Here is a 23,442-nt window from a genome sequence, read left to right on the forward strand (position 1 = left end):
GCTTAAAGAATTAGCTAAATGAATTCAAAACAGCCTCTTAAACTATTAGATAATCTGGACAGGCAGGGGTATGACGAAGTGGACAGAGGGTACAAGATGCTGTAAACTTTAAAATATAGTTAGATAAGTGTGGGGACAGAAATAAATTTAGGTATGTTGTCATCCTGAAAGGATCTTGTTAATAGAGAGCCCCTACCCCCACAAGCCGCAACAGCTTAACCTCCCTTCTACCAGGTTTCTTTCAGAATGACAGAGTTCTTTTGTTCTTCATTTTATTTTTGTACTTATACTTAGTTATGATATTCTGAAATTAGCAGGCTATTTGCTCTGTCAAGGTACCGTCGGGTTTGCCTGGAAAAACACGGTTAAGGTTTTTGCCGTCCACGGGGTTCACCATCAGCGCGCGGTGCAGAAAAGCGGGCACGTTGGCCATGTGCACCAGAATAACCGTGCCGCTCATTACAGCAGGGCCCAGGTGCTTTGGCAGTTGCTGGGAAGCCATGATGGGTGCATACTCCAGGCCGTGCACGCCAGCCGTGATGCCAAGCACTGGTCCTTTTTTAGCTCCATGAAAAACGGTGACAGGAATAACAGTGATGTTCTGACCGCTGCCTACAGGTAAGAGTATAGATTTTTTTGTACCTGCTTTTATCTTCTCTCCTGCAAAAGAGAAAGACTTTATCTGGGCTTCTGCGTCAGTAACAGTGCATAAAAAAGCCAACAGGTAAAAGTATAGGTATGAAATTTTAATCTTGTTTTGGGAATAGTATTGATGTGCTAAAAAGAAAGGAACAAACAGCATAGCACAGAGTATATTCTCTTACTTTGTAAGGTTCCTTATGATACAGTATGGTCTGGGCAGGTATGCAGAGGCTCTTGCCTATCCTTCTAAGAAATTAGAGAACTGCCAACCACACACGCGCCTGAGGCCATGATTAGCCTATACTGCATGAGGAAATCAGAAAGTAAAAGAGATACTTTTTGCTGCTGTTGTTAATAAAATATTAGCGTATGGCCTACTCACCTTAAAATGGCGAAGCGCACAAACTAGCTTTCCACAGACAGTTAAAAATCTGTAAAGAAGCCATGTTAACCAAACTGCGTTGGTCTACACTAATACATTTGAAAAAATTATTAGGCCACGGGCGGTCCGCGAAGGTAAGTATTGTGGGGGTAAGTAAACTTCCAAGCGAAGCTATAAGGCTCTACATAACAGCTCGTTTGTGGAGCTAAAGCAAGATCATAGGACAAATTGGAAGCAAGAAAGGAAGTACCGTAGAAATTATCCACTTCACAGTGCAGGTGCACCTTACTTATTGTCACTTCAGACAGCTGCTTATCCTCGGTATGCTGGTGCTAATGCAGCGATAAGAGCGCATCTTCAGGCATCAGTACTCGCAGAAGGAGTACCAAAAGAAAATATGCGATATATGGCTGTGAACTGCGCATCTATGAAAACAGGTGATTAGAGAAATTCCATCTTATCAGGTTTTGAAGTCATTTAAAGATAGTTGCCTTCCCTGCACCTAAGCCGCAATATTAAACATACCACTCTACCTTTGCAACTTAATTGCACCTATATACTATAAGTACGGCTGTTGCAGCTCTATTAACCTAGATATCCTAGATACCTATTGACTTGTGCGACAGTTGTAAGCACTGAAATGGAGTGATGTTCTACTCACAACTCTGCTTGAATTAGCAAGGATTCCGTGTTCCTCTCACCGTTTCCTTACCTTTGCAGGCAAACAAATTTCTTGAACGCAAATATTCCTTCTAAGAGAAGGGTGTTAAGTGAAAAGTGCGTCTGCTAACCATAAAATGAGTTGCAGCAAACCTTTTGAGCTTAAAGTCTGCTTCAGCATATTCCTTATGCTGAAGGCCACCTAAACGAACTTTAAAGCAACGTTTATCTTTTAAAATCGTCCAAACCATCAAGAATTTTGTTTTATACACCACTACAGCCTTGCCAGATGATGCAGAAAACTCTACTACTTTTAATGGCCTGCCTCGTGAGCACATTTTGCTATGCTCAGTATCCTGAAGAAGACCCTGCTGAACCGATTTTAAAACTAGGAGGCGCTGTGCGCTTCAACTACAACCTTTCAACCTGGAAAAAAGACCAACTGGAACGCGGTGGTGACTTTGGCTATGATGTGTTCCGGCTTAACGTTGAATCTGAGTACAAAGGCATTAAATTGAACGCAGAATTTAGACATTATTCTCAGGCCTTTGGCGGCGCTTTTCTAAAACAGGGATGGTTTCAGTATGACTTTTCAGAAAAATCGCAGATACAAGTCGGGCTGAACCAGGTGCCTTTCGGTATACAACAGTATAATTCCAACAACTGGTTTTTCAACATTACCTATTATGTGGGTTTCGAGGATGACCATGACATGGGGGTAAAATACATACACGACAACGGGCGGTGGCAATGGCAGGCAGCCTATTATAAAAGCGCAGAGGAGTTTGTGTTTGGCGCAGCGGAGCCTAGCCCTAACCGCTATTCCTACGACATTACAGGGCGCAACAAAGAAAATAACCAGCTGGACTTTAAGCTTGTTCGGCGCTTAGGAGATAGCCTTGCCCATGAATTAGGTACCTCGCTACAGGCTGGACTCCTTTATAACCTGGACACAGAGCGAAATGGCACTAGGTACGCTGCGGCTCTTCACTATGAATATAAACCTACCTACAGCCCCTGGAATGTAAAGCTGCAAGCAATGCTCTACGGCATTAACCCACAATATGCAGCTGGGGCTGACTTAAACTTTGTGGAAATGGGAGCTTACGGTGTTAATTATAATGTGGCCACCAAAGGTGAAATGTATACCGCTAGCTTGGCTTATCACCTTCCCATAGAAACGCGCCTGCTGCAGGGCATTACCTTCTACAACAACTACGGTTATTACCACAAGCGGGTAAGTGGCTTTGAGAACACCCATATGAATGTGCTGGGTGCCTTGTTCACCGCTGGCCCCATGTACATTTATACTGATGCAGCATTCGGCTATAACCAACCTTGGCTCGGGCCTGAATGGACAAACGCTCTCGCATCTGGCACACCTGGAGATACAGACTGGCACATGCGTTTTAACATAAACATGGGATATTATTTCTGATTTAAAAATTTCTGATTGATGAGTAAAGTAGCAAGAAGCGATACAAAGAAGTCCTTGGGCTTGGAAGTGAACGGGCCTGTATTCTGGTCTTCTATTGTAATCTTAATCATTAGCATAGCGCTAGTCCTTGTTTTCAGGGAGGGTGCCGAAGCGTTCTTTAGCGAGGTACAGACGGCTGTTACCTCCAGCATGGGTTGGCTGTTCATCCTGAGCGTGAATGTGTTCGTGGCCTTCTGCCTGTACATGGCTTTCGGCAAGTTCGGCGACATCAGGCTAGGCGGCAAGGAGGCGAAACCAGAGTTCAGCACCTCCTCTTGGTTTGCTATGCTGTTCAGCGCCGGTATGGGTATCGGCCTTCTGTTCTGGAGCATTGGCGAGCCCATCAACCACTTTTTAACACCTCCGCTCGGGGAGCCAGGAACTCCCGCTGCGGCAAGGCAAGCCATGAACTTCACGTTCCTGCACTGGGGTTTCCATGCCTGGGCCATTTATGCACTGGTGGGACTGGCATTGGCCTACTTCACCTATAGCCGAAAGCTGCCCCTGACTATCCGCTCGGTATTTTACCCTTTCCTGGGAGAGCGCATTCATGGGCTTATAGGGGACATCATCGATATTCTAGCTGTTCTGGCCACCGTTTTCGGCTTGGCTACTTCGCTGGGTCTGGGTGTGAAACAGGTTGCAGCAGGGCTGCACCACGTGTTCCCAGCTATTTCCAGTGACGTGACGACGCAGGTGATGCTTATTGCCGTGATCACTGGCGTCGCCACCATTTCTGTGGTAACGGGTGTAGACAAGGGGGTACGTATACTAAGCGAGTGGAACATCCGCATTGCCCTGCTGGTGCTGGTGGCGGTGCTAGTGTTGGGGCCAACCGTTTTTATTTTAGGATCTTATGTGCAAAACACGGGCTCTTACATTAGCAATTTCCTGCAGCTGTCTTTCTGGAACGAGGCATACTCCACCACAAACTGGCAGGGGAGCTGGACGGTATTCTACTGGGCCTGGTGGATTTCCTGGGCACCTTTTGTGGGTATCTTTATTGCACGTGTTTCCAAGGGGCGTACCATCAGGGAGTTTGTACTGGGCGTACTGATTGTTCCTTCTTTACTCTCCTTCCTGTGGATGACCGTGTTCGGCAGCACAGCCCTGCGAGAGGCATTGTCAGGCGGAACCGCCATAACGGAGGCAGTGGCCGCAGATGTATCTACGGCTCTGTTCGTTTTCTTTGAGCAGCTTCCTTTCTCCACGGTGCTCTCTATCATCGGTATTGTGTTGATTACAGGTTTCTTTGTTACCTCCTCCGACTCAGGCTCTCTTGTGGTAGACAGCCTGACATCGGGCGGAAGAGCCGACTCGCCTGTGGGCGTGCGTATTTTCTGGGCCCTGGCAGAAGGAGGTGTGGCGGCGGTGCTGCTGATAGGCGGTGGTCTGCAGGCCCTGCAAACGGCTGTTATCATTACGGGTTTGCCCTTTGCGCTTATTTTGCTCACGATGTGCTACAGCCTATACAAGGGGCTAAACGAAGAACTGGAAGAAGAAAACAAACTGGGCAAGGCACAGCAGCGAAAAGACTACCAGCAACAGATCACGGAACTGTTGGCCAAACGTGCCGCAAAGCAGCAGACGCCGCATACTGCAGAAGACAAGAGAAACGATTTACCATAACTTTAAAGCAGGAGAAATATGATTGCAATTGACGCCATGATGGTCTGCCTCGACCTGAGCGATATAGACGAAAAACTCGTAGCGTTTTCCCGTTCCATCTGTGAGCGCCTGTCGGTAAAAAAGGTGTATTTTGTCCATAATATAAAAACATATGAACTGAGCGATGACTTTAGGGAAACCTTCGGGGATATTGACCTGAGTAAAGAGGTGGAGGCCAACATCTCCGACATTGTCGCGGAGCATTTTGAAGGAGGCTGCGACCATGAGATACTGGTGAGCGAGGAGCCGAACACCGAGGTGATGATGGCTGACCTGGTAAAGCGATATAATGTAAAGCTGACGCTACTGGGCAAGCGAATGAGCAACAAAAGTACAGGTGCTTTGGGGACTAAGCTGCTGCGTGTACTGCCCTGCAGCATTATCGTTTTCCCAGAGACAGCGAGCTTCAACATAGAACGTGTGCTGGCACCGATAGACTTCTCCGACGCCTCGGTGCACGCGCTGCGACTTAGCAAGAGCCTTACAGACCAGTTGGGGCTAAACCTGGAGATTATGCATGTCTACAAACTTCCTACACAGTACTTCCCACTCATCTCAGAGGAAAAAGCCGTGAAGAAAGCCGAAGAGGTGGTAAGCGGAAGGTTTAGGGAGCTTCAGAAACGGCACCAGGAAATAGCAGGTGTGCCTTATGCCCTAGTTCGTGCCGCGGGGAAAAGCACGGCCGAGCGGATCTGTCTGCAGCTTCGCAAGGGAAAGCACGATCTGCTGGTTCTCGGCCTGAAGGGTAACAACCCAATCCCTTCACTTAGCTTGGGCAGCGTACCGACACAGATATACAACATGGACATTGACACGCCGCTTTGGCTGGTGTACTCAGAGGCAGTGATTAAGTAAACGGTGGCACAGCAGGTTAACCTTAGCTTGCCGCCATCAGATTGCTGATTCCTGTCACCACCATGTCGACACCGATGGCACCCAGGAAAAAGCCGTTAATGCGCAGCAGCAGCTCCATGTTCTTGTCAAAGGCGGTTTGCACACTTTTCGAGCGCATCCCGCGGCGGATTTGCTTGAGTCCCATGATGATGATGAAGTTGGCAAGCATGATAAGTGCAAGCGACAGCGCGCCCTGCCACAGCTCCATCTGTTCCGACATCAGGATAGTAAGGGAAATGGTACCTGCTCCCACCATAAAAGGCAAGGCTATCTCAGATGCCAGATCGTGCAAATCTCCTTTAATTTGGATAAAGGCTTTTTTGCCCTGCACGATAAAAATATAGGCGAAGGAGAAGAGGACGATGCCGCCAAATATGCGAAAGGATTCGAAATTGATGCGAAATACTTTTTGAAAAACAACGTCACCGAAAAGCAGGAAAGCCAGATAGATGAAGAAGGAAATCAAACTTGCTTTCAAAAACACAGCCCGAAAGTCTGAGTCTGACAAATCGTTCATAACGGGCTTTAGGTACAGGAAAAGCGCAAAGGGGTTCAGCATGACCAGAAAGCTGAAGATGGCTGCAATCATAGGTATAGGTATTATATAATTTCACCTTTTTCTGTACCGCGCTTTCCTGCATAGGGTTATGAGCCCTTGCAGACAAAGTAGCAAAGTAGTTAAGCTACAAGGCCATAGCGAAAATATTAATAAGGTGGCTAAGCAGAGGCTTAAGTAATGGCTTCGCTCTTGAACAGTATTTTGAATTCTGTTCCTTCGTCCTCGGCAGATGTTACTTCTATTGAGCCGCCTGCACTGTCAACTATTCTTTTTACTAGGTGCAAACCTATACCGCTTCCCTCCACATGGGAGTGGAAACGCCTGAACATCATATAGAGTTGCTCCAGGTTCTGCTCGTTCATACCCAAGCCGTCGTCTTTAACTGATAGCACTACTCCTTTTTCAACCTGTATTGTTTGCACATGTACCTGACAGTTACGCTTGTTTGACCGGTACTTGATAGAATTACTAAGCAAGTTGTATAGTATGCTACGGAAGTTTTTAGGCGATAAACTAATAATGCGGACCTGAAAGTCGGTTGAAACCTCGCAAGGAAACTGGAGTTTGTCGAAAAGGAATGCCATATCCGCCATCACGTCCTCAAATACTTGTTGCATGTTTACAGTCTCTTCTTATCCCTCCCTATCCTTACTCCGCTGCAGACGATTCACATCAGATAGTTCATCTACCGTTTTTTTGAATCGGCTTATAGAGCCCTAGATATGTTTTTGAATCTCAATTACTTTCGTATTGAACGAACCTATCTTTTCTACTTCGTTCATCAGAAGTCTAGTTAGAGCTTCGAGGTTTAGAATGGGGGCCTTTAGGTCGTGGGATGCTATGTAGATAAAATGATCTAAATCTTTATTTACCTTTGCCAGATCATCGCTTTTTTTCTGCAGTACGTCTTCATGCGCTTTCCTATAGGTAAGGTCTTTGGTCACTTTCGTAAAACCTATTAACTCATCCTCATCATCGTATACAGCAGTAAGCACTATACTCGCCCAAAAGAGCGTGCCATCTTTCCTTCGGCGCCACCACTCCGCCTCGTGTTTTCCGTGCTTCTTTGTAAGTTCTATCTCCCGCTCTGGTTCCCCCTTCTTTTGGTCTTCTTCAGTAAAAAGAACACCGTAGTACTGTCCGACAATCTCCTCTTCCTGATACCCCTTGATTCTTTCTGCTCCTACATTCCAAGTGTTTATGATACCTTTCGGATCCATCGCAAAAATGGCGCAGTCCTTAACCTGATCAATAAAGTTGGCAGAAATTTATGGCTGTATTTCGGATCCATAGAGTTTTTGATAGTTCGCATAAAGCTTAATCTTACAAAAAGCTAAACAACTCGTTGTATTATAAGCCGATAGTAGAGAACGAAGCTAGGATGCTCTATGTTAGAATGCCCAGTGTAGAAAACGCTTTATAAGTCAGAAGCTTTATGCTAACAGAACACAGCTTTTTATGCTAGCACTGAGCAATATTGATATATTATGGAACTACGTATTACTACATTTATTGCACATCTCCTTCCTTCAAGGTAATTCAACACTACTGTCTCACCTACTCATCTCGGCAGAGAAAGCTTAATTCGACTTGTGAAACGACAAAAAGAAAACTTTGGGCGTGTTTCTGCCAAACATGTATTTGATAGCAGAAAAAAAGATATTTAAACGCTTGAGTCTATTAATTAGAGGGTTTACCAATTACTTTCTGACATGAAGTCAGAAGCCGTATCCTGTACCTGTTGAAGTATGTTTCTCAGGACAGGGCTTTTGTCTCCCCTTCGCCAGGTAACATAGAGGCTTACCTCATAGGGCAGCGTTATGAACCGCACATTGGGCAAAGCACTTAATGAATAGGAATAGGGCAATATAGATACACCAAGCTCTTTAGATACCAAGCCAAGCACCATTCCTCCAAAATCTGTTTCAATGAAAACATTGGGGCTAAAGTCGTTGTCCTCAAAAACCTGCCGAAGGACCGAGGTATAGAAGGTAGTCTGCACCAAGTTTGACAGGATGAACTTCTCGTCTTTTAAATCGTGAAGTCCCTTGAAGTTCTGCTCATTCAAGTGGTGATTTTTAGGCACAACAAGGGCAAATGCTTCAGAGTACAAGTTGATTGACTGCAACGAGGGGTTTACAGCTGGGTCTCGTCTGAAAGGAATATCCATTTGGTAATCAAGCAGCTGCTGCTCAAAGCTGATATCGGTCGGCTCCACCAGTTCAACCTTTAGTTCTGGTAAGGTGCGGGATATGCTGGTAAGCAGCCTCGGCATAAAACTGTAGGCGATCGAGCCTGGATATCCGATTCTGACAGTGCCAAAGGCACCTTCATGGATCTTCCTCGCCTGTAAATGAATACGGTTGATCTCATCCAGCAATGGTAGCCACTGATCTCTTAAAAAAACGCTAGCCTCAGTAAGCTTTACACTTCGCTTGCTTCGCTCGAAAAGCTGGATTCCCAACTCATCTTCCAAGGCCTTAATTTGCCTGCTCAGCGCCGACTGCGTGATGAACATGCGTTCTGCTGTGTTCCAGAAATGCAGTTCCTGCGCCAGTGCCAGAAAGTATTTTATTTGCTGTAGCTCCATTTAGAATAATTCCCTTTTCGCATTAATCAAGCCATTATTAGCATTTTTAAGTCCAACCGCACATACTTACTTTGAGATAAAATAAATGTCTTATGAAATGGTGCAAGTACGGAAATATGTATGGGAAGCAATAGGATGGATAGGTGCCCTGTTCTCGCTTCTGGCTTTCAGCCTAAACAGTTTTGGTGTTATCAGCAGCCAATCAGTCAACTATTTGGGAATGAATATAGCTGGCTGCTTTTTCATGATTCTGTATGCACTTTCAAAAAAAGCACACGCAAGTTGGGTGCTGAACACCATTTTTCTTCTGATGGCTGTTATAGCATTGGTAAGGGTTTACACTATGCATTAGAACTTAACTAGCATCCTGGGGTGAGCCACCTTTTCAATAATATCAAGAAAAGGTGGCTTTTTCACATCCGTTCAGCATTGCCTCGATCAGCGTTTCATCCAGGAGAATTGCAGCTTTTTACTTCTGCTTTAAATCTGCTTAAATAATAAGTACCTCTTCCGACTGTTCCTCGTTCAGCATGATTTGCTTTAGCCTCGGGCAATTCAGTTTAAAGTGGCGATATCTGCCTTGGGTGTCCTTCCAATTTACGCTCCTCATAGGCAATGATGCCAACCAATGGCTCGAGCCGTGCCCTTGTTAGCTTCAGAAAACCCAAAAAATTGGGCAAGGCTACGAAGATAAGAAAGCAACATTGGGCTTACGGGCTCCTTTACGGCAACAAAAAGGCGCTAAATCCTATCAGAGTACTTGCCTTGAAATAATGGCTCACACCACCCTAGCACCAACTCTTGTTTGATTGTTATGTATTGCTTCCTCAGTATTTTGCAAACCTTTTATTAAGTGCAGGAGTATTGTGCATGCATAAAGATAGGACCTGTTTGCATGATTTATAGGCAGCTAAGCAAGAACGATGAGGTTTAGCATATTTTAGTATTTGTTAAACAATAGATATGACAATCGACAACCTTAACGAGAGCTACAATACAAGATCTGATTTAAACCTATGAAGAAGATTACTATCCTGATGATAGGCAGAAATTGTTACCATCTGAACAAACGCAAACCATAAGTAATGAGCCGAAGAAATTTTTTAAAAATGTCAACAATAAAAAGCGAAAGTTTGTCCACTAATTATGTGTTCGCTGCTCTGTATTCTTATAGACTTGGCTAACAACAGCTACAGTTTGTTGTACCCGTAACGATGAAGCGAGCAAAGAACAGTTAAAACAGCTGAAAAAGCTGCATAAAAAACAGCTTCAGAGTATGAAATATTCAATCATACTTGTAATTTGGGAAATAAGAAAAGCTCAATCCTCAGGAGATTGAGAGAAAGATAAAGTCGATCACTACATTTACCTTAATAGCTACATAAGTCAATAACTAAAAACTCAAGCCCAAAATCATGAACGACAACATTAACAAAAGTGCCTTGTTTTATGGGAGCTGCCTTGCACTCATCACTACAGGCTTTACCTTTTCTATCAGAGCAGGAATACTTCCTCAGTTAGGGACACAATTTGGTCTGTCTGCTGAACAACTCGGCTTTATCAACTCCATGTGGTTTTTGGGCTTTCCTATTTCTATGGTTATCGGTGGCTTGGTTTACCACACAGTAGGCCCTAAAATTATCATGACAGTGGCCTTTATATGCCATACACTGGGAATATTATTAACCATTTATGCGGGGGGGTATACAACTTTACTTATTTCAACGCTATTTATTGGTATTGCAAACGGATGTACTGAAGCTGCCTGTAATCCAATGATTGCAGATATGTATTCAGGTTCCAAAATGAACAAAATGCTGAACAGATTCCACATGTGGTTTCCTGGAGGCATTTTGCTGGGTGCCCTTATCTCTAAGCTTATGTCCGATTTTGGATTTACCTGGCAAGGACAAATGTGGTTTATATTGGTGCCAGCCGTTGCCTACGCATTTCTATTTTTCGGAAAAAACTTCCCGAAACCACAAGTGGAAGGAGCTACCTCTCTTAGCTCAAACTTCAAAGCCATGCTAAGCCCTTTGTACATCTTCCTTATCGTGTGTATGGCTTTAACTGCCATCACGGAGTTTGGACCTGGCCAGTGGGTAGAAATTATTCTGGGTAGCAGCGGAGCAGATCCTATGCTAATCTTAGCCCTGACCGCTGGTTTAGTGGCCGTACTAAGATTCTTTGCAGGACCTGTAGTGGCATCACTTGGGCAGACAGGTGTTTTGCTCGGAGGTGCCGTATTTTCAGCAATAGGCATCTATATGTTTAGTACTGTAACTGGCTCTATGGCCTATGTGGCAGCTATTATTTTCGCTCTTGGGTACGGCTATTTCTGGCCAGTTATGGTTGGGGCTGTAGCACAGCGCGTACCACTAAGCAGTGCCTTGGGTATGTCTATTATTGGTGCGGTAGGTATGTTTTCTTCTTCTATCTTCCAGCCTATTATCGGAAGCTGGATTGATGGTTCTATGTCAGAATACACAGCTCAGGGACTTACAGGCGAAGCCTTACAGCTAGCTGCAGGCCAAGAAACCTTACAAAAAATGATTGCTTTCCCTGCCATCCTGATTATACTGTTTTCTATTCTTTTCTTCTGGCAAAAAAGGTCGTCAAGCACAGTGGCAAAACCAGACCCAAAGAGAACTGCAGAATTAGCTGGAGAATATTAATAGCTTACAGGTTGTATCACAGCCTGTTTAGCATAGCTTAAAAAGAAAGGGCCTCTCGTTATGGGAGGCCCTTTCTTTTGGTGTTAATTATCTATTTGGTTTTCAAGATTTACTGTTAAAGTCAACTATGATTTCACTCTTGTGAAGCAAGGCTGTTGGCTGCTACTTTTATTTGATGGGTTTCGCTTCTCTGTTTGATAATTTCAAGAATGTTCGTCTGAATATCACTCATAATCAGCTTACTCCATAGACCACAGTATATTATCTACACGTGGTTGGTATATTTTAATCTTTGACAGTTGGCAGACGTTAATATACCTCCGTTACATCAACTTCACTTCTACTTATGAGCCACTGCCCTGCTTTCCTAAGAAGTAGTTCATCTTCATGAACTAATCCTGGGCTGGAACGGCTTAGCACCTTATAGCCAACAGGCACGTGTGCCTCGACTGTCCACGAGGAGCCATCTACTTGTAGAGCCCACCGATAGGGTTTTATAGCCCAGAAGTTACCTGTTGTAAGTATCTTCTTAAACTCATAAAACTGTTTCAATGAGATTACCTTATCTGATTTCTCAAGGGCTCCAGTCTGCTTGTCTATTCTTGTCGTGTGGAGGATCGCCTGGTTATCCTGCTTGTACAACTCGAAAATATAATCATCGTGGAAAGCCCTAGTCCAGACAAACCGATAGGTTTCTTTGCCTGTGTAAAAGTTGTTCAGTACAGGGCTGTTGGCTTTCAGCAAGAGTTCTGAGAGGGAGTTGACTGTAGAAGAATCAACCTTAATCTCATGATAGAGCCCTACCCTACTGGCTGGAATCTTACTCAAGCCTTTTTCAGTGTCATATGGGGCTTCGGCAATAATGCGCCCATAGGGGCTAAATCCCCTGAAATCGTCATAGTTGAAGTAAGCCACTGGCTTTAGCGGTATTCCCTGCTCGTTTAATAAACCCTGCTGATTTTTATACTTAGAGCCCAGATACAGGTTGTTTTCAATAGGATGCACTACTTGCCGTTCAGACAGTTGAATAACTGACGAGCAACCAAAAGACCTCAACAGCAAGACAGTTAAGTAGTTTGATATTTTCATAGTGCTTCTTTTTATGAAGTTATGATTTAAAATGGATGCCAACGTTCTTGTGTAGACGATGAGTAAGGCCGTCGGCAGAAGTGTAATGTTTACACGTGGTTTGCTGTTGTATTTTTTAAGCCATATTTATATAAATCTTTTCCAAATCTAGTTGGATAAATGTCGGAAGACCATACACTCATTCTTATTGCCAAACCTGAGGATTCCAGATTTGATTCTGCAGTAGTTTCTTCTTCATTGTATTGTTGAACTTCCTTTCCCTCTGTAGTGTCAATTTTGGGTATTACAGATAAATTAGGAATATCAACTTTTTCAAGACAATCGGAAAGTTGTAAAAAGTACTCCCAATTAAAAGAACCATTGATGTATGCAGAAAATAAATTTGAATAAATTATAATTTTATTCTCGTTTTTAAAATCGTCGATGTATTCAATTAATGTTTCTGTTACTTTAATCCTGTACTTTTTGTCGTCTTGAATCTTATTTCTAAATTCCTCTCGCTTTGTTTCATCAATATCTTGTGATTCAAAAGCCTGTAAAAATTTTATAAACTTTTTTGTAAAGATTTTATCTCTAAGATTCATAAAACCTTTATAAGTAGTTATAATCTCTCCCAGATAAGGAACAGAATCAAAAATTCCTGAATCAAATATTTCAATAAAATCCATATTCCCTAAACCGATTCTTTTAAGTTGATTTCTATTTGTTAAGGAAAGCCCAAAGTTATCTATATTTTCCATTGGATTATTTATTGTTTAATATAACAGCTAACTAAGATACTAACGGCAACATCAGGTTATCTGCATTCTGTTATGTATGTAACCTAAACCTGTCTTTTATGTGCAGATTTGCGGCCTGATTCAGTTAAAAGAGCACTGCGTAAGTATACCGGTTGCCTTGTCTAAGATATAAATTTTACTAGATAATCATAAACTAATATCAAATCATTACTTGATGTAGTTTTTTAGATTGATTAAAGTAGCTATGTTATTTTATTCAGATCAAACACAAAATCGATTTCAACACCTATTTAGGCACCAAAAAAAATTAAGTTGCCTTGGCTTTCATTAATTCTTGCCCTTGGTAGCGAACGAATCTATAAATTTCGTAATATAGCCTCTTGGCTCAGAAACTTTATCTTTAATATTGATTAAACTTAGCAGCAAAATTTACCCCAGTGAAAGAGCAAACGTCTTGTGCATGCTTAGCTGCAGCTGGTTAAATAACGTACACGAAAATCAATCCTTAAAAATTAAATAATAAATGGCTTCAGGACTTCTGGCTTTATTGGATGATGTGTCTGCCCTAGTGAAAGTTAGTGCGGCCAGTCTGGATGATGTTCCAGCGCAAGTAACAAAAACAACGGGTAAAGTATCTGGTATTGTTATAGATGACACGGCAGTTACGCCTAAATATGTGGTGGGTTTAGATCCCTCACGCGAGCTTTCAATCATCTTTCAGATCGCTAAAAAATCACTTATAAATAAGGTACTAATCCTTAGCCCAGCAGCACTACTGCTGGGCTTCTTTGCACCCTGGGCAATTGGTCCTATTTTGATGCTGGGCGGAGCATATTTATGCTTTGAGGGCTATGAAAAAGTTCACTCCATGTTCAGTAAGCATCATGCAGAGGCTGAGCATAGTAAAGGTGAGAAAGTAAAAATAATTACGCCCGAAGAACTGGAGAAAACAAGAGTAAAAGGTGCAGTGCGAACGGACTTGATTCTTTCTGCTGAAATTGTTGCCATTACTTATGCCACAGTAGCTGAGCAAAACCTGGTAAACCAAATTGCCGTGATGCTGTGCGTGGCTATTTTTATTACAATAGCTGTGTATGGCTTTGTCGGCCTCATTGTAAAAGCTGACGACGTGGGCACACATATGGCAAAAGAAAATCATCACCCACAGGTTCGCAAAATTGGCCGAGGTATTGTGAAAATAATGCCTGGTTTTTTAAAAATCCTCAGCTACATCGGAACAGCAGCTATGTTATGGGTGGGGGCAGAAATTATCGCTCACGGCATTCCTTTTACCAGCCATGCGCTGGATAACTTAGAACATTCTATGGCTGATATGCCTGCCGTTGCTTGGTTTGTAAAGGCCCTACTCTGTGGCATAGGCGGATTGATTTTAGGCGGCATCATTGAGAAAATAGTATCCTTGGTTCGCAAAGCATTTTAGTTTCCGAACGACAGGAACTATGTTCCATTTGATAAAAAGTTTAACGTACTATAGCTTTTGTTGTAGTACGTTTTTTTGTTCGTTTAATCTGAGACAGCATCACATCCTAAATACCTAAAACCAAAACCATTGTTTAAGCTAGCATTCTGTGGGAGTGGTGGGAAATTTACGCTATTCCTGTTATCTTTCTATTTCACTGAAATTTAGCCCCATGACCATTGAAATCCTTTTGAAGTATCTTTTTACCGTTCTTTTAATCTTTTCTTTTTCTGCCATTAGCTATGGCCAGGTAGAGAAAGCCGAAGCAGACTTACAGAACATCATAAAAGAGCTTGAAATTGTGGGGCTCTCCGTTGCTGTAGTGAAGAACAACAACATCATTTACACCAATTCTTTTGGCTTGAAAGATATTGAAAGCAACACGCCTCTTTCAGACAAAGATATTTTCAGGATAGCTTCCATATCCAAGTCATTTTCCGTTACCTCCATCATGCAGCTTGTTGAGGCAGGGAAACTGTCACTTAACGATGATTTCAGCGATCTAGTAGGCTTCAAGGTCCGAAATCCTAAGTTTCCAGAAACTGTCATTACGCTTAAAATGGCCCTCTCCCACACGTCCAGTTTAAACGACAGCGAAGGTTACTTTAACTTAGATGTGATTAATCCAGCTAAGAATCCGAATTGGGCAAACTGCTACAACGACTATGAGCCAGGAAAGGGATATGACTATTGCAACCTGGCTTTTAATATGGTTGGAGCCACCATAGAAAAGTTATCAGGCGAGCGCTTCGATAGGTATGTAAAACATCATATTCTAAACCCTCTGGGATTTTATGGTGGATACTGTGTCGACTCTTTAGACGCTAGCCTCTTCACCACTTTATATGAGTATAAAGCTTCTACTAAAGAATTCACTCCGTCACCATCGGCTTACGCGCCGCGCCGCGAAGAAATAAAGAACTACGTGATGGGCTATAGTACGCCTATTTTTTCACCTACAGGTGGCATGAAGACTTCCGCTACCGATTTGGCAAAGTACATGATGATGCACATGAACCAGGGTAAGTATAAGGGTACCAGAATCATCTCGAAGAAAAGCGCTAAGTTGATGCAAACAAAAGCGGCAGAAAATGGCTATGCCCTCGCTATTATGAACGCTGATGATGTGATACCAGGAATGACTTTAAGAGGCCATACTGGTTCAGCTTATGGCCTTAACAGCGCCATGTTTTTTCACCCGAAAGAGAAGTTTGGAATTGTAGTGCTAACAAGCGGCAGCAATGCTCCTGAGACTGCGGAGCATAACAAAGTGGTTGTACAAACTGTCAACAGCTTGTATGACAATTTCATAAAAAAAGAGTAGAAACAAAAAAAGCCTTACGACGGTTCGTAAGGCTTTTTCCAATGACTTTTATGTTTAAGACTAAGCGCGTTGTACGTTAACGGCATTAAGTCCTTTTCTTCCCTCTTGAAGATCATAAGTTACTTCGTCATTTTCTTTGATTTCGTGTACCAAACCTGATACGTGTACGAAGTACTCTTGACCTGTGTTTTCGTCTTTTATAAAACCAAAACCTTTCTCGTCATTAAAAAATTTTACTGTTCCTTTATTCATGATGCATTATTGTTATAGTCTTTATACACTGTTTGGGGCTTATAGGTTCAGATTATTTATCAACATTATCTAAATATTTTCAAAACAACTCCCACAACAGTATTAAAGCGGCTTTTGTTGATGACAAATGTAGCAGAAAAAGATTTATCCATCACTAAGCTTGGCAGAAAGTATGCTCGAAAGCTTATCTAGCAGCCTTTACACGCTGAATTTCAGAGTCAAATTCTCACGTTTATTTAGGTTACCAATACACAAAGATCCTTTTACACAATAGAAAACCTATACTTAACGCTTCTCCTGAAGGATGTGGTGTGCAGTGGCCAAACCACTATACACAGCGCCATCCATGTACCCACCAAAAACAGGCGATGTCTCGGTACCTGCCAAAAGTAACTTGCCATTCATAAGGGGCTTCGCATACAAGGGGTGGCCACTATTTTGATGCGGCATTATATACTTCCCGTAATCTGCAAAAGTATATGCTTCCTCTTTCCACAACCTTTCGGTATAAGAAAGATAAGAAGCTGCTTCATCTCCTAATAGCCTTGTCAGCTGCTCAATTACCTTTTGCTCTCGCTCCTCTTTAGCCATATTGGAGGCATCGGCGGATAGGAATCCTATCAGGGCAAAACGGCTACCTTCATAATTACTATGGTCATGTACTTCTATGGCAGGGCCTGCGTGGCTAAATACGTTTCCAGAAAAGCCAATCTGTCTCCAGAAGGGGCGTTCATATTCTACTGCAAACTTTATAGCATCTCCCATCCAGGTGTGGGTATTTTCCATTACGCTTTTAACTTCATCAGCAATAGGCGGATTAAAGGCTATTTTCTGAGATAACAACAGGAAAGGCGGAATCGTGGTTACTAAATAGCGGCAAGTCAAGCGTTCTCCTTTAGCAGTATTAATTTCTATAACATCATCTAGTTCTGAAACACTAATGATGGGTGAGTTAAGAATAATGTTTTCAGTTCCTATCTGCTGAGCTAACGCATCTGTCAGTTTTGAGGTGCCGCCTGCAACTCTGTAGGATGCTTCCTCTGAATCAGGAATCTGAAATAGCTGCGCCTCCTCCGATGCATCGGTTTCAAAAATGCCTATTCCCTTTTGAAACTGTTTGTAGATCGGGAGCTCCAGTTCTTTTAGCAGGCGCATGAGGTACGTATGTTTATCAGCGAACCAGGTTGCTCCCATTTCAACAGGAGTAGCATTGCCTGCAGCTTGTACGGTATCTATTCTGCCTCCCCACCTATTTCTTGCCTCCACTATAAGAGCGTCTACTCCATTGCTTTTTAGAAAGTATGCTGTGGCCAATCCACTTAAACCTGCACCAACTATAATTACCTCTTGCATATCGTAAATAAGAACTTGCTACATTTTGAATTCTGCAGACAAAGGTAATACTCTAAAAGTTCTGCTGAAGCGACTATCAACGTGGCAGCAGCTTTATACTGCTAAAAGTGTACGACCAACTTTTGATCAGCTAATTAAAAAGGATATTCTGCTAAATGAAAGTACTGAAGTAGCTTTTGACTCCAACTATATACTATACCAACAAAAGGCGCTTTCTGCCCTGCTGTAGATGAGTGATTAGGTCTGGCAGAAGGTTTAGTAGCAAAAAGATTAAGCTGTGTCGTTTTGTAGATTACGCAGTGCGAAGTTATTCTCTTAAATTTAGTGTTCAAAAGCCTCGTTGCGTAGTTTGCAGCAGTATAGATCACATAACCTATGGAAGAAGCACAGCATTTACGCTCTAAAGAAACTATAAAGCACTTGTACGATAAAATACTTCCTGCCCTGGCAGAACGCATCAATACCAACTTGGAAGCAGTAACTCCGCTGTTTCATGACTTTAAGCTGGAAAGGATGTTAGATACCTGGACGAGCGACCCACAGGCAGAACCAGACGTGGAAATCAGCATGGAGAACGGAAATGTGCAGCTTTTAGGCCTAAAGCTGCGACTGGAAGGATTTCAAAGAGCAGGTGTACAAGCGTTCGATATTTCAAAAGACCTTGTCTTCAAACTGGAGCGCCACAGCTATGAGGTAAAACCCGACAAGCAAAATGTCTGGCTGACGAAGCAATACCTACAACCTTGGCCAGCAGACGAACTGGAGGAAATAGCAGAAAAATGGTGCGAGCAACTGATTGATAACATCACTGAGAAACTGCAAAACCTGAGCTAGCAGTTTTATACTTGAAGCTGCAAAAACATAAGGGAAAGAAGCTTTTCTATAGAATTAACTTCTGCAAGCTCTAGCTTATGAGAGAGCTTGCGGTGGAGGGCTACCTGCGGGCCTGGAACGATCTTCGGGAAGCGGGGTGAATTCCAGGTTATCTGTAGGTGGTAACAGAATTCTTCCCTCCTTCCAGTCTGCTTTGGCTTGCTCAATGCGTTCTTTTCTTGAAGAAACAAAGTTCCACCAGATAAACCTTTCTCCCAACGGCTCGCCTCCCAGCAACATCAGCGTTGTGTGCTCTTTTGCAATGATTACTGGATCTATCCCTTTGTTGAAAACAAGCATTTGTCCTGCTGCATAGGTTCTTCCGCTAGCCTCTACGCTACCTTTGGCTATATATATGCCTCTTTCCGTATGTCCGCTGGGCAAACCGAAGCGAGTTCCTTTATCCAGCACAACATGCAGGTAAAACATAGGGGAGTGTGTTTTCACCTGGTTCTTTAACCCGAACGCTTCTCCTGCTATCAACCTCATCCAAACGCCAGTATCTGTAAAAGTTGGTAGTTGTTCAGGTTTATAGTTATCGAAAGCAGGCGCAGCTTCTTCATCTTTCTCAGGCAGGGCCACCCAGGTCTGTATCATTTCCATCGTTCCGCCTGCTAGTGCCGCAGTGTCCTCAAACCGTTCAGAGTGCGCGATTCCGCTGCCAGCCGTCATCCAATTCACTTCTCCTGGGCGTATTACCTGTTGCACACCCAAGCTATCGCGGTGAGTTACCTGCCCACCAAACAAATAGCTCACAGTAGACAGACCTATGTGTGGGTGCGGAAGTACATCCATAGAAGTTGATGGTTGGGGCTGCAAATCAACTGGGCCCGCATGATCCATGAAAATGAAAGGCCCAACCATTCTGCGCAGTCGGAAAGGCAAAATTCGGCGTACATCCATTCCTGGTCCTATAGATGCTTTACGCGCTTCGATAACAATATCCAGCATAAGTGATTTGGTTCTATTATGTTCTTTAAACGGGAAAAACCCTTTTCGTGGATAAATGACTTTTTGGTGAAGCATTGGACTTCAAGCAAAAGCAAAAACATAAAGCAATAGCCTAACTCACCATAGCATTGCAACCAAACCGTGTTCAAGTATACTGCTGGAATAGTTGAAAGCTTCGCCATTCAAAAGACCAAAATTTTGCATCCTTCAAAACCTTTATTGTTCTTTAGATATAAAAGAATAAGCTTTTACTAACTGAACTATGGAAATTGGAATCACCACGTTTGTAGAAAATACGCCCGATCCCTCTACGGGTAAGTTGATTAGTCCGCACGAAAGAATGGCGAACCTGATGGAGGAAATAGAGTTATCGGACCAGGTGGGCCTGGATGTATTTTCCATTGGAGAGCATCACCGCTCGGACTTTATCGTTTCTTCGCCTGCTGTGGTATTGGCGGCTGCAGCTGTTAAAACAAAAACCATCAAGTTATCCAGTGCTGTAACGGTGCTAAGTTCAGATGATCCTGTGCGGGTATTTCAAGATTTTGCCCATGTAGATCTGCTATCAAGAGGACGAGCGGAGATTATGGCTGGTCGTGGTTCGTTTACGGAGTCTTTTCCGCTTTTTGGAAACGATCTGAAAGAATATGATTCTATTTTTGCTGAGAAACTAGAACTGCTGCTGGAGTTGAATAAAAGTGAAAAAGTGACTTGGAGTGGCATCCACCGTCCGTCTATAAACAACCGTGGCGTGTACCCAAGACCTTACCAAAAAGAGCTGCCAATATGGGTAGCTGTAGGCGGAACACCTCAATCTGTGGTAAGGGCCGCAACAAACGGCTTGCCCATGGCACTTGCTATTATAGGCGGAATGCCAGATCGATTCGTTCCTTTCACTAATCTATATAAAGAAGCCTACCAGAGCGCAGGGCACGATTCTGCTAAGCTTCAGTTGGCAATAAACTCACACGGTTTTATTGCGGATGATTCTCAGAAAGCGGCTGATCAGTTTTACGGTCCTTATGCCTATTTGATGAGCAAGATTGGTCGGGAACGAGGGTGGTCTGCTATGAGCAGGGAGCATTACGAAATGATGCGGGCCCCAGAAGGCTCCTTACTGGTGGGCAGCCCGCAACAGGTAATCGAAAAGATTTTATACGAGTATGAGTTGTTCGGCAACACGCGCTTCCTGTTACATATTAGCGTAGGCACTTTGCCGCATGCTCAGGTAATGCGCGCTATAGAATTGTTAGGCACAGTGGTCGCACCAGCTGTTAAGAAAGCAGTAGAGAAGCAGTAGTAGTATTCTATTGATGCTAGAAAAAAAGGCATCTACAGGTTGGAATTGGAGAGCGTCTTAATGAAAACATAAGGGCCAGTGTGCATAAGCTTTTGACTAAGTTTATGCACACTGGCCCTTATGCTACTTACCTTTAGGCTTATTACTCAAACATTTATCTCATACTAAATAGCACTTATCTTAACCAAATTAAGGTAGTCATCTTGCCCTTATTTTTGATTTTTAGTTTCTGATTTGGAAGTCTTCTCTCCAGGATGATAGGTGGCTTTTGATCGTTTCTCCACATCCTCCCGATAATAGGCCACATCTTTAAATTTGACATCAGCATAACGCTGGGCCTGATCGTCAAAATGCGGCGATTTAGGATCGCCGCTTTGTCCGCCAGCCAAAAGTGTTTTCGCCTTCACTTTATCTCCAAACTCTACTACGGCTACAAAACTGTTCCCTGATGTGCCGTAAAGACGTTTTGTATCATAAGAACGAGCACCAAACGAAGCCAAGGCTCCCCAGTTTCCAGAAGCCATTCCTACAGGTAAACTTGGCAAAGCATCGTTAAAGGCCTGCTCTATGTCGCCATTTATACGCTGGTAACGGTTAATCTCCCCCCAAGGTGTGTTCCACTTTCCGAAGTCCTCTTCCAGCTGCTTCATAGTTTGATTAAAAAGCTCCAGGCGCTCCTCTGGAGGAGAAGTTGTGGCATAGTATTCGAAACGTTCCATTAGGTTCAGGCCTTTTGGGGCACTTCCATTTCTGATAGCATTTGTAGCGTAAAAGTGAGCAAGCGACATGGCCACAGATTCCTTCGATACTGCATAGTCCCAGTTACGCATTACTTCCATGGCTTCTTTCAGCTTTGGATCGCTTGGCTTCTGCTGATCGTAGGCGGCAACCAAGCCTGGAGTCAACACTTCGAACGCTGGCAGGTATGGGTCATAGGCCAGTTCAACTAACTTATCGAGTGTCAGTTGATTTGCTTTCTCCAGCAAACGGATAGCATGCACGCCACGGTAATTCTCAGGTGCATGCGACATATAAGCTGGGTAATCTTCACGTTTCGGGCTATATGCACCTGCACTTGTAAAAGGTGTAGAATTGCAATTTTGAATCCAGCCATTCGCAGGGTTTACCAGCGTAATAGCTTCTTCTACCGTATGCAGGCCCTGCCAGTCTGTTTTCGGATTGCTGCCGTCAACTGGTTTTGTGTAATCGAAGGAGGTATCACGTACAGGTATAAAGTTTCCGTGGTAGTAGGCTATATTGCCGTCTGCATCGGCATAAACAGTGTTATTAGATGAATTTGTTAGCAGCCCCATCATCTCGTTAAACTCCTTCAGGTTGCTCTTTTTAGTGCGAGTGTACGATTGAATTAAGGCATCAACGGGCTTCCACATCATGGCCGTAGCTACCCATTTGTCTTCATTCTGGTGCGTAATGGGGCCGTGGTGGGTTCTATAGGAGGTGAAGCTCTTTTGCCTTAGTTGGTCGCCATCTTTGTAAGACAAGGTTACTTTAGCTGTTTCTACTGGTCGTAATTCATTGCCATATTGGTAGAACAGCTTATCGTCTTGCTTCACAATCGTTTCTTCAAACTCATCCATCACATCGCTGTAGGTGGAGGTATGCATCCAACCCGTTTTTTCATTGAAACCCTGGTAAATGAAAAACTGCCCCCAGGTGACAGCGCCATAGGCATTCAGCCCTTCCTCGCTTACGGCATGTACTTCTCCGCGAAAGAAAAAGGAAGTATGCGGGTTGATGAGCAGCATGGCATTACCTGACGCGGTGTGCTCTCCTGCTATCGCAAATCCGTTTGAGCCTTTGGGTTCCTCCAAAATTCCTGGCTGTACTAACCCATTGCCGAAACTGTTGAGCGACGTAGACTTATTCTCTTCATAAAAAGCCTGAATTCCTTTTGTAGAAACCCTTTCGATGTCGCCGCCAATAGAGCCTTCGCTGAAGTACATCGGCATCCATGGCTCAAAGTGTGTCAGCAGTTTAGGCTTTACCTCAGGATGAGTATATAGGTAGTAGTTTACGCCATCGGCAAAGGCCCTGCAAAGCTTTTTGAGCCACTCTGGGCTTTTTTCATAGTTTGCTATTGCCTCTTCTTGTGTCATAAAGAGTTTCGCACGAAGGTCGCTGTAAAGCATCTTCTCACCTTCTACCTCTGCCAGTCGCCCAATAGCCCATATATAGTTTCGCTCTACCCTATTAAAGTCATCTTCGCATTGCGCATACAAAAGTCCGAAAACGGCATCTGCATCGGTTTTACCATAGATGTGCGGCACACCAAAATCATCGCGGATAATGGTAACGTGTGCTGCCTGCTGCTCCCATCTGTCTTGTTCCCTATTTGAGTTTATTTTTTCTTCTACTGAGCAGGAGAAAAGTAATGAGATGAAAAGGAGAAATAAAGGTGTAAGTTTAAGCGATCGTTTCATGGCAAGAGAAGTGACAAGTAAGTAAACTTCTAATTTAATGAGATTTGGCAGAAGTTGTATAAAAAACTACTGAGCACTTCTGTTATAAGCTT

The 23,442-nt window shown here is 43.4% G+C and carries 20 protein-coding genes; 9 read left to right on the forward strand and 11 right to left on the reverse strand.

From position 1 onward, the window contains the following. Positions 1-310 precede the first annotated feature (310 nt). The gene (locus tag LN893_RS06680; protein ID WP_229969026.1) at positions 311-802 is read right to left on the reverse strand and encodes a M14 family metallopeptidase; all 492 of its coding nucleotides are present in this window, start codon (positions 800-802) and stop codon (positions 311-313) included. Positions 803-1,973: 1,171 nt separating this feature from the next. Between LN893_RS06680 and LN893_RS06685 the strand changes: the two genes are divergently transcribed. From LN893_RS06685 to LN893_RS06695, 3 genes are read left to right on the forward strand one after another with little or no spacing between them, the layout of a single operon-like run. Then, positions 1,974-3,122 carry a putative porin gene (locus LN893_RS06685; RefSeq protein ID WP_229969027.1) on the forward strand — a complete coding sequence of 383 codons (1,149 nt, stop codon included), beginning with the start codon at positions 1,974-1,976 and terminating at the stop codon, positions 3,120-3,122. A gap of 18 nt (positions 3,123-3,140) precedes the next feature. Then, positions 3,141-4,790 (forward strand): BCCT family transporter, encoded by a 1,650-nt coding sequence (locus LN893_RS06690; protein ID WP_229969028.1) that lies wholly within the window; start codon positions 3,141-3,143, stop codon positions 4,788-4,790. A gap of 18 nt (positions 4,791-4,808) precedes the next feature. Continuing rightward, on the forward strand, positions 4,809-5,684 hold the full coding sequence (locus LN893_RS06695) for a universal stress protein (protein WP_229969029.1): 876 nt from the start codon (positions 4,809-4,811) through the stop codon (positions 5,682-5,684). A 22-nt stretch (positions 5,685-5,706) separates the two neighbouring features. On the opposite strand, the gene LN893_RS06700 is transcribed toward LN893_RS06695, so the two are convergent. The 4 genes from LN893_RS06700 to LN893_RS06715 all read right to left on the reverse strand — a co-directional run bounded on the left by LN893_RS06700 (position 5,707) and on the right by LN893_RS06715 (position 8,872). Then, complete coding sequence (locus tag LN893_RS06700) at positions 5,707-6,312, reverse strand: MarC family protein (protein ID WP_229969030.1); 606 nt, start codon at positions 6,310-6,312, stop codon at positions 5,707-5,709. Positions 6,313-6,452: 140 nt separating this feature from the next. After that, positions 6,453-6,899 carry a sensor histidine kinase gene (locus LN893_RS06705; protein WP_229969031.1) on the reverse strand — a complete coding sequence of 149 codons (447 nt, stop codon included), beginning with the start codon at positions 6,897-6,899 and terminating at the stop codon, positions 6,453-6,455. A gap of 99 nt (positions 6,900-6,998) precedes the next feature. Next, a complete protein-coding gene (locus LN893_RS06710; RefSeq protein WP_369427662.1) occupies positions 6,999-7,550 on the reverse strand; it encodes a PAS domain-containing protein in 552 nt (183 codons plus the stop codon). Positions 7,551-7,975: 425 nt separating this feature from the next. After that, on the reverse strand, positions 7,976-8,872 hold the full coding sequence (locus LN893_RS06715) for a LysR family transcriptional regulator (protein WP_229969033.1): 897 nt from the start codon (positions 8,870-8,872) through the stop codon (positions 7,976-7,978). 85 nt (positions 8,873-8,957) lie between these two features. Between LN893_RS06715 and LN893_RS06720 the strand changes: the two genes are divergently transcribed. Together LN893_RS06720 and LN893_RS06725 are read left to right on the forward strand one after the other, a co-directional pair. After that, positions 8,958-9,224 (forward strand): CBU_0592 family membrane protein, encoded by a 267-nt coding sequence (locus LN893_RS06720; RefSeq protein ID WP_229969034.1) that lies wholly within the window; start codon positions 8,958-8,960, stop codon positions 9,222-9,224. Positions 9,225-10,287: 1,063 nt separating this feature from the next. Continuing rightward, positions 10,288-11,547 carry an MFS transporter gene (locus LN893_RS06725; RefSeq protein ID WP_229969035.1) on the forward strand — a complete coding sequence of 420 codons (1,260 nt, stop codon included), beginning with the start codon at positions 10,288-10,290 and terminating at the stop codon, positions 11,545-11,547. Between the two features lie 309 nt (positions 11,548-11,856). Here LN893_RS06725 and LN893_RS06730 read toward each other — a convergent pair whose 3' ends face one another. Beyond that, positions 11,857-12,636 carry a hypothetical protein gene (locus tag LN893_RS06730; protein ID WP_229969036.1) on the reverse strand — a complete coding sequence of 260 codons (780 nt, stop codon included), beginning with the start codon at positions 12,634-12,636 and terminating at the stop codon, positions 11,857-11,859. 89 nt (positions 12,637-12,725) lie between these two features. Beyond that, complete coding sequence (locus tag LN893_RS06735; protein ID WP_229969037.1) at positions 12,726-13,376, reverse strand: hypothetical protein; 651 nt, start codon at positions 13,374-13,376, stop codon at positions 12,726-12,728. 523 nt (positions 13,377-13,899) lie between these two features. Here LN893_RS06735 and LN893_RS06740 point away from each other — a divergent pair. Together LN893_RS06740 and LN893_RS06745 are read left to right on the forward strand one after the other, a co-directional pair. Beyond that, entirely contained in the window at positions 13,900-14,817 is a 918-nt protein-coding gene (locus LN893_RS06740; protein WP_229969038.1) for a DUF808 domain-containing protein, read from the forward strand. Between the two features lie 211 nt (positions 14,818-15,028). Further along, positions 15,029-16,180 carry a serine hydrolase domain-containing protein gene (locus LN893_RS06745; RefSeq protein WP_229969039.1) on the forward strand — a complete coding sequence of 384 codons (1,152 nt, stop codon included), beginning with the start codon at positions 15,029-15,031 and terminating at the stop codon, positions 16,178-16,180. Between the two features lie 60 nt (positions 16,181-16,240). On the opposite strand, the gene LN893_RS06750 is transcribed toward LN893_RS06745, so the two are convergent. After that, on the reverse strand, positions 16,241-16,432 hold the full coding sequence (locus tag LN893_RS06750; RefSeq protein ID WP_229969040.1) for a cold-shock protein: 192 nt from the start codon (positions 16,430-16,432) through the stop codon (positions 16,241-16,243). Between the two features lie 285 nt (positions 16,433-16,717). Further along, a complete protein-coding gene (locus LN893_RS06755) occupies positions 16,718-17,785 on the reverse strand; it encodes a flavin monoamine oxidase family protein (protein ID WP_229969041.1) in 1,068 nt (355 codons plus the stop codon). A gap of 375 nt (positions 17,786-18,160) precedes the next feature. On the opposite strand from LN893_RS06755, the gene LN893_RS06760 reads away from it, so the two are divergent. Next, complete coding sequence (locus LN893_RS06760; RefSeq protein WP_229969042.1) at positions 18,161-18,619, forward strand: hypothetical protein; 459 nt, start codon at positions 18,161-18,163, stop codon at positions 18,617-18,619. A 75-nt stretch (positions 18,620-18,694) separates the two neighbouring features. On the opposite strand, the gene LN893_RS06765 is transcribed toward LN893_RS06760, so the two are convergent. Continuing rightward, complete coding sequence (locus LN893_RS06765; protein WP_229969043.1) at positions 18,695-19,609, reverse strand: pirin family protein; 915 nt, start codon at positions 19,607-19,609, stop codon at positions 18,695-18,697. 262 nt (positions 19,610-19,871) lie between these two features. Between LN893_RS06765 and LN893_RS06770 the strand changes: the two genes are divergently transcribed. Next, on the forward strand, positions 19,872-20,909 hold the full coding sequence (locus LN893_RS06770; RefSeq protein WP_229969044.1) for an LLM class flavin-dependent oxidoreductase: 1,038 nt from the start codon (positions 19,872-19,874) through the stop codon (positions 20,907-20,909). A 209-nt stretch (positions 20,910-21,118) separates the two neighbouring features. Here the strand turns inward: LN893_RS06770 and LN893_RS06775 are convergent, their stop codons facing one another. Then, the gene (locus tag LN893_RS06775) at positions 21,119-23,350 is read right to left on the reverse strand and encodes an acylase (protein ID WP_229969045.1); all 2,232 of its coding nucleotides are present in this window, start codon (positions 23,348-23,350) and stop codon (positions 21,119-21,121) included. Positions 23,351-23,442 lie beyond the last annotated feature (92 nt).

It is taken from the genome of Pontibacter harenae (assembly GCF_020907245.1).
In the GTDB taxonomy this organism is placed as follows: Bacteria; Bacteroidota; Bacteroidia; order Cytophagales; family Hymenobacteraceae; genus Pontibacter; species Pontibacter harenae.